Consider the following 11,934-nt stretch of genomic DNA (forward strand, 5'->3'; position numbering starts at 1 on the left):
TCCCCGCGGGGACCGGACCGCCCCAACCGGAAGGACCGAGCGTGGAGATCGACCGGCCCGACGTCATCGCCGAGGTCAGCGCCGCCTTCGAGGCCTACGAGCGCGCCCTGGTGGCGAACGACGTCGACGGCATCCTCAGCTTCTTCGCCCCCCGCGCGCTGCGCTACGGCATCGCCGACCAGCAGGCCGGCCTCGAGGAACAGTCCCGGTGGCGGCGCGTGCAGGGCGGCCTGCCGCCGGGCCGTCGCCTCAAGGACACCGAGATCCAGGTGTACGGGATGAACACCGCGATCGTCACGACCCTGTTCGGCTACCCCGGCCGCGACGTGCTCGGCCGCCAGTCGCAGACGTGGGTGCGGCTGCCCGAGGGCTGGCGGATAGTGCACGCGCACGTCTCCGAACCGGTTGCATAAACGCCATTCACCAGGGCATATCGGGGACATGACCGATCCCCGCAGCAAATACCCCGAACCCTCGCTCGACGGCGGCGACCAGCAGCCCCCCGGCCTGACGAGCGCCATGCCGGACCGCCCCGACCACGGCGAGGAGAGCTACCGAGGCAGCGAGCGGCTGGCCGGCCGCAAGGCCCTGATCACCGGCGGTGACTCCGGCATCGGCCGGGCGGTCGCCATCGCGTACGCCCGCGAGGGTGCCGACGTGCTCATCTCCTACCTGCCCGAGGAGGAGTCCGACGCCCGGGACACCGCCGCCTACGTGGCGAAGGCCGGGCGCAAGGCGGTCACCGTGGCCGGCGACATCCGCGACGAGCAACACTGCGTCGACCTGATCGAGCGAGCCGTCTCCGACCTGGGCGGCCTGGACATCCTGGTGAACAACGCCGCCTACCAGATGCAGCAGCCGGACGGGATCACCGCGATCACCACCGCGCAGTTCGACCGGGTGATGAAGACCAACCTGTACGCCATGTTCTGGCTGTGCCGGGCCGCGGTCCCGCACATGCGCCCCGGCGCCACCATCATCAACACCGCGTCGATCCAGGCGTACCAGTCGTCGGCCGCCCTGCTCGACTACGCCACCACCAAGGGCGGCATCGTCGCGTTCACCAAGGCGCTCGCCGAGGAACTGGCCGGGAAGGGCATCCGGGTCAACGCGGTCGCCCCCGGCCCGATCTGGACCCCACTCATCCCGGCCACGATGACCGCCGAGAAGGTCGCGAGCTTCGGCGGCGACACCCCACTCGGCCGCGCCGGACAGCCCGCCGAACTGGCCCCCGCCTACGTCTACTTCGCGAGCCCGGAGTCCAGTTACACGACCGGCGAGATCCTCGGCATCACCGGCGGCAAACCGGTCAGCTAGACGTTGTCGTCAGCTCGGCGGGGCCGATCGCCTAGACGTGGTCGGTCACCCAGTGGACGGCGTCCATCACCCACTGGGTCTGCTGCAGATCGGCGACGCCGACGCCGGCCAGGAACAGCGCGGTGACCAGGTGGGAGCCACGGGCGGTGCGGCGCTGCCGGCCGAACTGGCGCTCCAGCACGAAGTAGCCGACCACCCGGGCGAGGCAGAACACGCCCACCGCGACGGCAAGCGTGACCGCGAACACGATGAGCGGCGTGCCGAGCGCGCCACCACCGGACAGCGCCCACACGCCCCAGCACACGAACGCGAACAGCACCGCCGCGGTGGTCCACTCGCTGCCGCGGCGCAGTTCGCTCCAGCGCCAGCTCATCCCGCGGTGCCCGGCCGGCGCCTCGGCACCCGGCCAGCCGACCCCGGTCGGGTCGTGGTCGGCGTAGCGCTGCGTGTGCTGCGGCGGCTCGTTGACCCGGGCGCGGCCCTGGGTGAACGGGTTGTACCCGGCGACCTTCTCGTCGGCGGACGGAACCACCGGCCCGTCAGGCGTCGTGGGGTGATCGGCCCACGGATCCTGCGGTGGCATGTCGAGCGTCCGCTCAGACCACTGCGGTTGCTCCGGCATACTTCCCCCTCAATTGTGTCGCCCCCGCCGTCGAGAGTAGCGAGCCGACATAATCATTGGCCGTAGGGCGCTCGGTCCGTTACACAAGTGCCTATGGACGATTCCGTGCGCATCCGTCAAGCGACCAACGACGACCATGCCGCGGTCGTCGATCTCGAGGGTTACGTCTTTCACCACGACTTCGACGACGAGGCCCGCGCGCTCGACCGCCGGCTGTGGGAGCCGGAACGGTCACTGGTCGCCGATGACGACGGCGCCGTCGTCGGGCACACCACGGTGCTGACCCGTGACCTCACCGTACCCGGCGCGATCATCCCCGCCGCCCACGTGACCGGCGTCGGCGTGCTGCCCACCCACCGCCGCCGCGGGTTGCTCACCGCGATGATGCACCGCCAGCTGGCCGACATCGCCGAGGCCGGGCGCGAACCGGTCGCCGTGCTGTGGGCCAGCGAGACGACGATCTACCCCCGCTTCGGGTACGGCCCGGCAGCCTCCCGCCTCCGGCTCGACGCGATGACCCGCGAGGTGCGGATCACGCCGGCCGTCCCGGCCCCCGGTGGCCGGCTGCGCATCGTCAAGCCGACCGAGGCCGTCGAGGAGCTCAGGAAGGTCTACGACCAGGCCCGCCCCGGCCGGATCGGCTGGTCGAGCCGCCCCGGGGCCTGGTGGGACTACCGCCTGTGGGATCCGAGCGACTGGCGCGACGGCGCCACGGCCCGCAAGGGGGTGCTCTACGAAGGCCCCGACGGCCCGCAGGGCTACGCGTTGTGGCGCGTGAAGAACAACTGGGACGACTACGGCCCCAACGGGCAGACTCGGGTCGTCGAGGTGGTCGCCGACGACCCCGGCGTCTACACCGAGCTCTGGCGCTTCCTGCTCGGCATCGACCTGGCCCGCAGCGCCTATTACGACTCCGCCGCCCTGGACGAGCCCCTGCAATACCTGGTCGACGAGCCCCGCCGCCTGGGCCGCGCCTACAGCGACGGGCTGTGGATCCGCGTCATCGACCTCCCGGCCGCCCTCGAGGCGAGGCGCTACCTCGCCCCGTTCGACGTCGTTCTGGAGGTCACCGACCCGCTGATCACCCGGAACAGCGGGCGCTGGCGCCTGACCGCCGGACCCGACAAGGCCACCTGCGTGCGCACCACCGACCCGGCCGACCTGGCCTGTTCGATCACCGACCTCGGCGCGGTCTACCTGGGCGGCCCCACGCTCGGCGCATTGGCCGCAGCCGGCCGCGTGCAACGCCTGACCGACAATTTCCCGGCCACCGCCTTCGGCTGGGAGCGCATGCCGAACCCCATCGAGGTGTTCTGAGTGACCCCCGCGGCGGTACCGTCGGCGACATGGCCGAGCCCGAGCGCCGACGCCGCCGCGTGCGTCCCCCTTCGTCGTCCCGCACGGCGTCCGCCTTCGCGCCCACGGACGACACACCCCCCGAGCCGCCCGCGGGAAGCGCGTCGACAACCCCGGTAGCCGACCCGGACCCCGACGCCCCAGCCCTGGACGACCCAGGCCTCGACACCGCCGCCGCCCGGGACGCCTCGGCCGCCCCCAGCGGCCCGGCCGCTGGGGGTGAGCGCCCGGGGGCGCCCAGCACGGGTGAGCGTCCAGGCCCGCCCACCGCGGGTGAGCGCCCAGGCACTCCCGCCCGGGGTGAGCGACCCGGCACGGCCGGCACGGGTGAGCGGCCCGGCATGGCCGGCGCGGGTGAGCGGCCCGGCACGGCCGGCGCGGGTGAGCGACCGGGCCCGCGTAGTGCGGGGGAGCTTCCGGGGCCGGTCGGCGTGGGGGGAAGCGCGGGCGCGCCGGGCGCGGGTGAACGCGCTGGACTGCCGGGCGCGGGGGAACGGCCGGGTGCGGGGGTGCGGGCGGAGGTGCCGGAGCGGTCGCGACCGGGCTACCCCAGGCGGCCGGGAGCGGGGCCGGGCGGCGGCGGGGCCGGGCCGGGCGGCGACGAGCGGGAGAACGAGCGAGGGCTGCGCGGGCTGGTGGGGTCAGGATCGTCGCAGGTCAGTGTGGGGGCGGCGCTGCGGGCTCGGGACGCGGCGCGGATCACCGACGCGCATCTGGACGACGCTGACCGCAATCTGGTGATTGTGCGCCGCAACTGGGTGCCCCGGGAGGACCTTCCCCGGAACCGCTAGGGCGCGTCTCGAAGTAGGTGTGTCGGTCATCGATAGACGAAGAGGTCTCCGGTAGAGGGTTCATCGACGAAGAAGAACCTGAATACCGGAGACCTCGTGGCCACCTTAGCGGTGACGAGGCGGTTCGATCTGACCGACGCGCAGTGGGCGCTGCTGGTGGCGTTGCTGCCTGCGCCGAAGCGGTCAGGACGGCCGTCGCGATGGACGAAACGACAGTTGATTGATGGGATTCGCTGGCGAGTACGCACGGGCGCGCCGTGGCGGGACGTGCCGGATTGTTACGGCTCGTGGCAGGCGGTCTATGCGCTGTTCCGGCGCTGGCAGCGTGCCGGGATATGGGCGCAGATCGTGATCGGGTTGCAGGCCCGTGCGGATGCTGCCGGGGTGATCACCTGGGATGTCAGCGTGGACTCGACCATCGCCAGAGCTCACCAGCATGCGGCCGGCGCCCGGCGCGGTGTGCAGCGCGAGCCCGCCGGCGGTGTCCGACCCGAGCCGGCCGATCATGCACTGGGACGCTCGCGCGGTGGCTGGACCACGAAACTGCACCTGGCCTGCGAGCAAAGCGGTAGGCCGTTGTCGATGCTGCTGACCGCGGGCCACCGTGGTGACAGCCCTCAGTTCGCACCTGTACTGGCTGGCATCCGGGTGCCTCGTCTCGGGCCTGGCCGACCACGAGTGCGACCCGATCTGGTGTTGGCAGACCGGGCCTACACCTCTCGCGCGAACCGCAGCTACTTACGCCGGCGTGGGATCAGAGCTTGCATTCCGAGCAAGACCGACCAGGACGCCCACCGTTTGGCAAAGGGTTCCCGCGGCGGACGCCCACCCGCCTTCAACCCGCAGCTCTACCGGCAACGCCACGCCGTCGAGTGCGGCATCAACCGCCTCAAACGTCACCGAGCCGTGGCCACCCGGTTCGACAAACTCGCCGTCCGCTACGAAGCCACCCTGCACATCACCGCCATTAACGAGTGGCTACACGCACTTCGAGACGCGCCCTAGCCGGGTCGAGCGGGGCGGCCGGTCTTGCCGAGGCCGGGCCGGAAGCCGGGTGGTGGGCTGGCCACGCACCCGGCCGGCCGTGCGCCACGGGGCCTGTGCAGCTCGTACGTCAAGAAGGAAGTTTGGGAAGTTCGCGGGTTTTTTCCCACTCGGTCATCTGGTCGATGCGGCGCGAGTGGCGCGGGTTGCCGGAGAACTGGGTGGCCAGGAACGTGTCGACGAAAGAGGTCGCCTCGTCGAGGGTGTGTTCGCGGGCGCCGATGCTGATCACGTTGGCGTCGTTGTGCTGGCGAGCCAGCTGGGCGATCTCAGCGCGCCAGACCAGGGCCGCGCGGACGCCGTCGACTTTGTTGGCGGCGATCGCCTCGCCGTTGCCGGAACCGCCGATGACGATGCCGAAACTTCCCTCGTCGGCGACCACCTTGGCGCCGGTGTTCAGGCAGAAGGCCGGATAGTCGTCCTCCGGGTCGTAGACGTGGGGTCCCACGTCTACGACGTCATGCCCTTGCTTGGCCAGGTGGTTGACGAGGTGCATCTTCAGTTCGTAACCGGCATGGTCCGAACCCAGGTAGACACGCATATCCGAAGTGTCGCAGAACCTCTTCCACTTTTGGCACGCAGGCGGCGGAGCCGCCTCAAAACAACAGGGCCGCGCGCAGCGAGAACGCGACTTGATCCGTCGCGGCCCGGGCGGCGTCGATCACCGCGAGCTTGCGGGCGAAGCCGTGGTTCATCCCCATGTAGCGCGTGTGCACCACCGGGACACCGGCGGCGGCCAGGGCGTCCGCGTAGTCGGCGCCCTCGTCGCGGAGCACGTCGTACTCGGCCGTGATGATCAGCGTGGGTGGCATGCCGGCCAGGTCGGGGGTGGCGAAGATAGCCACGTCGGGGGTCAGGCGCAGCCTCGGGTCGGGGACGTAGGTCTCCCAGGCCAGTTTTATGGAGGCCCGGTCGAGGCCGTATTCGCCCAGCTCGGCGTAGGACTCGCCGGCGGTCATCGGATCGAGCGCCGGATAGATCAGGATTTGCTGGTCCAACGGGGTCGCGGCGTCGCGCTGGCGTCTCGCCGCGATGGTGGCCAGTTGGGCGCCCGCGCTGTCCCCGCCGATGGCCAGCCGAGTCGGGTCGACGCCCAGGTCGGCGTTCCGGGCGAACTTCAGGACCGTCTCGACATCGTCCAGGGCGGCCGGGAAGACGTGTTCCGGGGCCAGGCGGTAGTCGACCGACAAGACGGAGACACCGGACCTGTCGGCGATGCGTCGGCACATCCGGTCGACGGTCTCGATGCTTCCGTAACACCAGCCACCGCCGTGGAGGTAGACGAACAGCGGTGCATCGGGCTTCGCGGCATAAAGGCGGCCGGGCACCCCGTCCGCGTCCACGTCGACCACCACCGGCAACGGCAACGCCGGACCGCATTCGAGGTCGACCGCCTCCTCCATGGCCGCCCGGGTGGCCTCGAGCCGGGCGAGCGGGTCGAGGCCGGCCGCCGGCCGGCGGCGCAGCGCGCCCGCCGCCGTCACCTGAGGATGGAGCATCAGTCGAGCTGGGCCAGGACGAGGCCGCCGCGGGCCTTCGGCGTGAACCAGGTGCTCTTGCGGGGCAGCTTCTGCCGCTCGAGGTTGACCGACACGAAGTCGTCGACCGTGACCGGCGCGATCACCACGGCCAGCTCGGCGCGACCCGCGTCGACCTCGCCGCGCAGCCAATCGGACGAGTAGTCCCCGCCGATGTAGGAGATCCGCTTGTCGCCCGGGTCGAGTCCGAGCACGTCGCCGAGCAGTTCCCGCTCGACGAGCGCGTGGTCCAGGTTTTCCACCTCCGGCCGATCATGATCGGCCGGCAGGGCCACCGCGAACGTGCGGCCGTCCAGGTAGATCTCGACCATGCCCTTGGCCGGGGACCCGAGCGTCGGCCGCTCGGTCAGCTCGGCGCCGCTGGCGCGCAGCCGGGTCAGGAAGTCGTCGGGCTGCATCGGCAGCTCGCTCACCAGCCGGTTGTAGGGCTGGATGGCAACCGAGGCCGGGGTGGTGATCACGGCCAGGAAGCGGGGAAGTTGCCCGGTCTGGGCGGCCAGGCTGCGGTGGTTGCCGTCGGCCACCACCAGTTCGCCACCCCCGGCGAGCGCGGTGAGCTCGTCCTGGAGCGGTCCCGGGCCGATCGGCCAGATGGCGTGGGTGCGTCCGGTCTGGTCGGTGTCGGTCGCGGCGGGCTCGCCCGCCGCCTCGGTGGCCGCCGCCAGGGCGGCGTGCAGTTCGTCACCCTTGGCGGTCTGCAGCAGGAGTACGGGTGAGAGAAGCGTGCTCAGGGCACCGGCCAGGGCGACCCGTTCACGGACCTTCTCGATGAAGACCTCTTCGTTCCGGATGACCAACCCGGCCTCGTCGGCGCTGGCGGAGATCTGGTCGGTGTCGACCATGCTCCACAGGCCGTAGGCGGCCGGCTCGCCCGGTGCGGTGATCCGGTAGAGCACCACGACCTGCTCGGCCGGGACATAACCGCCCTCGGCCCGCTCCAGCGCGAGCCGGGCGACCGCCTCGGGCAGCGCGGCGGTGAAGGACTTGCCCAGGCTGTCCGGCGCCAGGTGCGGCATCTCGACGGCGAGAGCGCTGTGCGGGTTGGCGGTGATGATGGCGGTGATCTCGGCGTCGTCGGCGAACTCGTCGTAGTTCTGCGCGCCGGTTTCGCCGGTGGTGAGCCAGGCCCGGCTGATCGAATGCACGACCGTCGTCATGGGCCGCAACCTACCGGGTCGGGCGTCGATGCCGCGTCCCCGGCATGTTCCCGCGTGACCTGGCTAACTGTGCTTTTCGCCACGCCCCCACGGGGCGCTCGACGGGCGTCGCCGAGACACTCACCGGAGGCGCCACCATCGCTGCCAGCTCGGGGGCCAGATCGGCCCAGTCCCCGCGGTGGACCGCGAAAGTCGACGACGCGGCCGTCTCCGTATCGGACATCTGTCTGCCTCCGGTCGTTCAGTTGATGTCTGCTACCCCCATCCAACGACCGGTAGTCCGTGCGGGTGGTGCGTTTCCCGCAGAACCGTGCACTCCGGGTGCGCCTTCACCCGGGTCCTCCGCATAGTCTGGCGATGAAAAGCTCGATGCGCTCTTAAGGAGAGTGGCTGTGGCCGGAGTTCGAAACTTGACCCAGGTGGAGGCCGCCGATCGCGCACGCCTGCTCGAGGTGACCGGATACGACATCACGTTGGATCTCACCGACGGGCATGGCAATCCGGGCGACGGCACCTTCCGCTCCACCACGGTCGTCACCTTCCGGTGCGTCGAGCCGGGCGCGGACACCTTCATCGAGACGGCGGCGCAGTCGGTGCGCTCGGCGACGCTCAACGGCACGCCGCTCGACCTGGCCGGCTTCTCCGCCGAGCGGGGCCTGGCCCTGCGCGGTCTGGCCGCGGAGAACGAGCTGGTGGTCGACGCCGACTTCGCCTTCTCGGCGAGCGGGCAGGGTCTGCAGCGCAGTCCCGACCCGGTCGACAAGGAGATCTACCTCTACAGCCAGTTCGAGACGGCCGACGCGCAGCGGGTGTTCGCCTGCTTCGACCAGCCCGACCTGAAGAGCGAGTTCACCTGGCACGTGACCGTCCCGAAGCACTGGAAGGCCATCTCCAACATGCCGGTGGCCTCGGTCGACGAGGCCGGCCCGGGGGCCAAGACGGTGAACTTCACGCCGTCGGAGCGGATGAGCACCTACATCACCGCGATCTGCGCCGGGCCCTACCACGAGGTGCGGTTCACCCACGACGGCATCGACATGGGTTACTTCTGCCGCGCCTCGATGGCCCGCTATCTCGACGCCGACGACCTGCACCTGGTCACCAAGCAGGGCTTCGACTTCTTCCAGGAGCAGTTCGGGGTGCGCTACCCGCTGCCGAAGTACGACCAGCTGTGGGTGCCCGACTTCAACGCGGGCGCGATGGAGAACTTCGGCTGCGTCACCCACGCCGAGGCGCACTACCTGTTCCGCTCGCAGGTCACCGACTTCGAGTACGAGCAGCGGGCCAACACGATCCTGCACGAGCTCGCCCACATGTGGTTCGGCGACCTGGTAACCATGCGCTGGTGGAACGACCTGTGGCTGAACGAGTCGTTCGCCGAGTGGGCCAGCCACTGGTGCAACTCGGAGGCCACCCGCTTCACCGACGCCTGGACCACGTTCCTGTCGGTCCGCAAGAGCTGGGGCTACCGCCAGGACCAGCTGTCGTCGACGCACCCGGTCTACTGCGAGATGCCCGACCTGGAGGCCGTGGAGGTCAATTTCGACGGCATCACGTACGCCAAGGGCGCCGGCGTCATCAAGCAGCTCGTCGCCTACGTGGGGCAGGACGCGTTCCTGACCGGTCTGCGCGCCTACTTCGGCAAGCACGCCTGGGGCAACGCCACCTTCGACGACCTGCTCACCGAGCTGGAGGCGGCCTCCGGCCGGGAGCTGCGCAAGTTCGCCGCCCAGTGGCTGGAGACCGCCCAGGTCAACACGTTGCGCCCGCTCGTCTCGCTGGCCGCGGACGGCACCTATGCGAGCGTCGTGGTGCAGCAGGAGGCGCCCGCCGACTACCCGACCCTGCGCACCCACCGGATCGGCGTCGGCCTCTACGACCTGAGCGGCGACCGGCTGATCCGCCGCGACCTGCTCGAGTTGGACGTCTCCGGCGAGCACACCGAGATCCCGGCGCTGAAGGGCGTGCGCGCGGCCGACGTGCTGCTGCTCAACGACGACGACCTGTCGTACACCAAGCTGCGCCTGGACGAGCGGTCGATGGCCGCGGTGGTCCACCACATCGGCGGCATCGACTCCTCGCTCGCCCGCGCGCTGGTCTGGAACGCGGCGTGGGACATGCTGCGCGACGCCGAGCTGGCCGCCCGCGACTACGTCACGCTGGTCTGCTCCGGCCTGCCCCTGGAGACCGACATCAACCTGACCACCTGGACGTTCCGGCAGGCCGCCAGCGCCGTCTCGCAATACGCCGACCCGGCCTGGCAGGCGCAGGGCTGGGCGGCGCTGGCCGAGCTGTCCCGCACCGCGCTGGCCGCCGCCGAACCCGGCAGCGGCTGGCAGCTGAGCTGGGCCCGGTCGTTCGTGTCGGCCGCTCGCACCCCGGCCGAGCAGGCCGTGCTGCGTGGCTGGCTCGCCGGTGAGGGCGTGCCCGAGGGCCTGGTCGTCGACACCGAGCTGCGCTGGACCCTGTTGCAGTCGCTTTCCGCGCTCGGCGCCGCGTCGCTCGACGAGATCGAGGACGAGCTGGCCGGCGACCGCACCGCGAGCGGTGAGCGGGAGGCGGCGATCGCCCGGGCGCTGGTGCCGACCGCGGAGAGCAAGGCGGCGGTGTGGGCCCAGCTGACCGGCGAGGCGGACATCCCGAACTGGCTCAACCGGTCGCTGCTGTCCGGCTTCCACAGCGTCAAGCAGGTCGAGTTGACCGCGCCGTACGCGAAGAAGTTCTTCGACGTGGTGGCCGACGTGTGGGCCCGGTCCGACTCGGAGCCGGCCCAGGAGTTCGTGATGATGGGCTATCCGTACCTTCAGGTCAGCGAGGAGACCATCGCGCTGACCGACACGTGGCTGGCCCGCGACGGTCAGCCGGCGTCGCTGCGCCGGCTGGTCGCCGAGGGCCGGGACGGCGTGCTGCGGGCGTTGAAGGCCCGCGCCCGCGACACCGCGGCGGCCGGCTGAGTCAGGCCCAGGCCGCCGGGGCCAGATGAATCGGGAAGGGGGCGTCGAGCTTTACCGGCTCGGCGCCCTCGATGCTGTTGTCGCTGCGGTAACGCGTGCCACCGAGGATGTACGAGCGCAGGACCGGGGTGCCATGGCCGGGCTCGATCCGCCAGAACGCGTGGATGCCGCCCTCCGCGTACAACGATGGCTTGAGGATGCGGTCGTAGCGCCGGGTCGCGCCGGACTCCACCTCGACGACGAGCGCCACGTCGGCCGGGTCGCTCCAGATCGAGCCGGACGAGCGGGGCCGCAGCACCGTGACGTCGGGCACCAGATTGCTGTTGCCGATCTGCACGCCCAGCCGGCCGCACACCCACCAGCCGGGCGGAGCCGCCGCGCGCAGGGTGCTCACGACGGCGCGGACGATCGCCTCGTGCTCCTCCGACGGCGGGGGTGTCGCGTGCAGACAGCCGTCGACGATCTCGTAGCGGTGTCCGTCCTGCGGGAACAGGTGCAGATCAGGCTCGGTCCAGAGGCCGTCGGGGGCACTCCAGCGGACCGGCGGACTAGCGGCCTGCGTCGTCATCACACCTCCGTCGTTGGGGTGTACGCGGAGTGCAATCCTACTAACAGCCGGTTGTTACCGCTGGCTTTCCGAGTGATCTGGCACATACGAGAAGGCCCCGGGATTCCCGGGGCCTTTCGACGAGGCCGGTCAGTGCCGGCCGGCGTGCGAGGCCAGCTGGTCGATGCCGGAGAGCACTCCCCCGGCCAGGTCACCGCCCGCGAAGGCGGCCGCCATCGAGAGGCCGGCCAGCTTGGCGTCCCGGTCGGAGATGCGCTTACGCGCGTCCTTACCGGTGACGATCTCCAGTCGGCGCTGGTTGGGCGAAACCGCGATCAGGACGGCGCGCTCGGCACCGTCGATCTGCTTGTGCAGGCTCTCCGCGAATTCGCGGGTGGGCGTCTCGAACTCGCCGATGTAGACGCTGAACGTCAGGCCGCTCTGCTTGTCGGCCAGGCGCAGGGCCTCGTCGAGGCGCAGGAGCTGCCGGACCGTGAACGGGCCGTCGGCGAGCTGGTCGCCGCCGGCGGGGCCGGTCAGCTCGGGCGCGGCCGACAGCGTGGGGCCGCCCGGCTTCTCCAGCGCGGTGCTGCCCTGCGGCGAACCCT

12 protein-coding genes are annotated in these 11,934 nt (G+C 70.9%); 6 read left to right on the forward strand and 6 right to left on the reverse strand.

Annotation, left to right across the window (positions count from 1 at the left end; genetic code table 11):
• The first annotated feature begins 41 nt into the window (after positions 1 to 41).
• Together Afe05nite_RS06520 and Afe05nite_RS06525 are read left to right on the forward strand one after the other, a co-directional pair.
• Complete coding sequence (locus tag Afe05nite_RS06520) at positions 42 to 413, forward strand: AtzH-like domain-containing protein (RefSeq protein WP_203816065.1); 372 nt, start codon at positions 42 to 44, stop codon at positions 411 to 413.
• A gap of 28 nt (positions 414 to 441) precedes the next feature.
• Positions 442 to 1,317, forward strand: a complete 876-nt coding sequence (locus tag Afe05nite_RS06525) for an SDR family oxidoreductase (protein ID WP_203816066.1) — start codon at positions 442 to 444, stop codon at positions 1,315 to 1,317.
• A 31-nt stretch (positions 1,318 to 1,348) separates the two neighbouring features.
• Here the strand turns inward: Afe05nite_RS06525 and Afe05nite_RS06530 are convergent, their stop codons facing one another.
• A complete protein-coding gene (locus Afe05nite_RS06530; RefSeq protein ID WP_203816067.1) occupies positions 1,349 to 1,939 on the reverse strand; it encodes a DNA-directed RNA polymerase II in 591 nt (196 codons plus the stop codon).
• A gap of 93 nt (positions 1,940 to 2,032) precedes the next feature.
• On the opposite strand from Afe05nite_RS06530, the gene Afe05nite_RS06535 reads away from it, so the two are divergent.
• The 3 genes from Afe05nite_RS06535 (at position 2,033) to Afe05nite_RS06545 (ending at position 5,091) form a co-directional block, all read left to right on the forward strand.
• Positions 2,033 to 3,256 carry a GNAT family N-acetyltransferase gene (locus tag Afe05nite_RS06535; RefSeq protein ID WP_203816068.1) on the forward strand — a complete coding sequence of 408 codons (1,224 nt, stop codon included), beginning with the start codon at positions 2,033 to 2,035 and terminating at the stop codon, positions 3,254 to 3,256.
• A gap of 29 nt (positions 3,257 to 3,285) precedes the next feature.
• A complete protein-coding gene (locus Afe05nite_RS45060; protein WP_438867690.1) occupies positions 3,286 to 4,086 on the forward strand; it encodes a hypothetical protein in 801 nt (266 codons plus the stop codon).
• A 96-nt stretch (positions 4,087 to 4,182) separates the two neighbouring features.
• Positions 4,183 to 5,091, forward strand: a complete 909-nt coding sequence (locus Afe05nite_RS06545) for an IS5 family transposase (RefSeq protein WP_203816069.1) — start codon at positions 4,183 to 4,185, stop codon at positions 5,089 to 5,091.
• Positions 5,092 to 5,200: 109 nt separating this feature from the next.
• Here Afe05nite_RS06545 and Afe05nite_RS06550 read toward each other — a convergent pair whose 3' ends face one another.
• Genes Afe05nite_RS06550 through Afe05nite_RS06560 form a run of 3 tightly spaced genes read right to left on the reverse strand, consistent with a single transcriptional unit; the run spans position 5,201 to position 7,825 of the window.
• On the reverse strand, positions 5,201 to 5,671 hold the full coding sequence (locus Afe05nite_RS06550) for a ribose-5-phosphate isomerase (protein WP_203816070.1): 471 nt from the start codon (positions 5,669 to 5,671) through the stop codon (positions 5,201 to 5,203).
• A gap of 55 nt (positions 5,672 to 5,726) precedes the next feature.
• Positions 5,727 to 6,629, reverse strand: a complete 903-nt coding sequence (locus Afe05nite_RS06555; protein WP_203816071.1) for an alpha/beta hydrolase — start codon at positions 6,627 to 6,629, stop codon at positions 5,727 to 5,729.
• Positions 6,629 to 7,825, reverse strand: coding sequence for a DUF1015 family protein (locus Afe05nite_RS06560; protein ID WP_203816072.1), 1,197 nt, complete (start codon positions 7,823 to 7,825; stop codon positions 6,629 to 6,631). The genes Afe05nite_RS06555 and Afe05nite_RS06560 overlap by 1 nt, the downstream gene beginning before the upstream one ends.
• 392 nt (positions 7,826 to 8,217) lie before the next feature.
• Between Afe05nite_RS06560 and pepN the strand changes: the two genes are divergently transcribed.
• Positions 8,218 to 10,779, forward strand: a complete 2,562-nt coding sequence (gene pepN / locus Afe05nite_RS06565) for an aminopeptidase N (RefSeq protein ID WP_203816073.1) — start codon at positions 8,218 to 8,220, stop codon at positions 10,777 to 10,779.
• Position 10,780: 1 nt separating this feature from the next.
• Here pepN and Afe05nite_RS06570 read toward each other — a convergent pair whose 3' ends face one another.
• The gene (locus Afe05nite_RS06570) at positions 10,781 to 11,347 is read right to left on the reverse strand and encodes a Uma2 family endonuclease (RefSeq protein ID WP_203816074.1); all 567 of its coding nucleotides are present in this window, start codon (positions 11,345 to 11,347) and stop codon (positions 10,781 to 10,783) included.
• 129 nt (positions 11,348 to 11,476) lie between these two features.
• Entirely contained in the window at positions 11,477 to 11,884 is a 408-nt protein-coding gene (locus tag Afe05nite_RS06575; RefSeq protein ID WP_203816212.1) for a DUF5130 family protein, read from the reverse strand.
• Positions 11,885 to 11,934 lie beyond the last annotated feature (50 nt).

The sequence above is a fragment of the Paractinoplanes ferrugineus genome (genome assembly GCF_016862195.1).
In the GTDB taxonomy this organism is placed as follows: Bacteria; Actinomycetota; Actinomycetes; order Mycobacteriales; family Micromonosporaceae; genus Actinoplanes; species Actinoplanes ferrugineus.

Coding starts and splice junctions, on each gene's coding strand:
- Afe05nite_RS06525 (WP_203816066.1), top strand. CDS start 442: ATGACCGATCCCCGCAGCAAATACCCCGAACCCTCGCTCGACGGCGGC.
- Afe05nite_RS06530 (WP_203816067.1), bottom strand. CDS start 1,939: ATGCCGGAGCAACCGCAGTGGTCTGAGCGGACGCTCGACATGCCACCG.
- Afe05nite_RS06535 (WP_203816068.1), top strand. CDS start 2,033: ATGGACGATTCCGTGCGCATCCGTCAAGCGACCAACGACGACCATGCC.
- Afe05nite_RS45060 (WP_438867690.1), top strand. CDS start 3,286: ATGGCCGAGCCCGAGCGCCGACGCCGCCGCGTGCGTCCCCCTTCGTCG.
- Afe05nite_RS06550 (WP_203816070.1), bottom strand. CDS start 5,671: ATGCGTGTCTACCTGGGTTCGGACCATGCCGGTTACGAACTGAAGATG.
- Afe05nite_RS06555 (WP_203816071.1), bottom strand. CDS start 6,629: ATGCTCCATCCTCAGGTGACGGCGGCGGGCGCGCTGCGCCGCCGGCCG.
- Afe05nite_RS06560 (WP_203816072.1), bottom strand. CDS start 7,825: ATGACGACGGTCGTGCATTCGATCAGCCGGGCCTGGCTCACCACCGGC.
- Afe05nite_RS06570 (WP_203816074.1), bottom strand. CDS start 11,347: ATGACGACGCAGGCCGCTAGTCCGCCGGTCCGCTGGAGTGCCCCCGAC.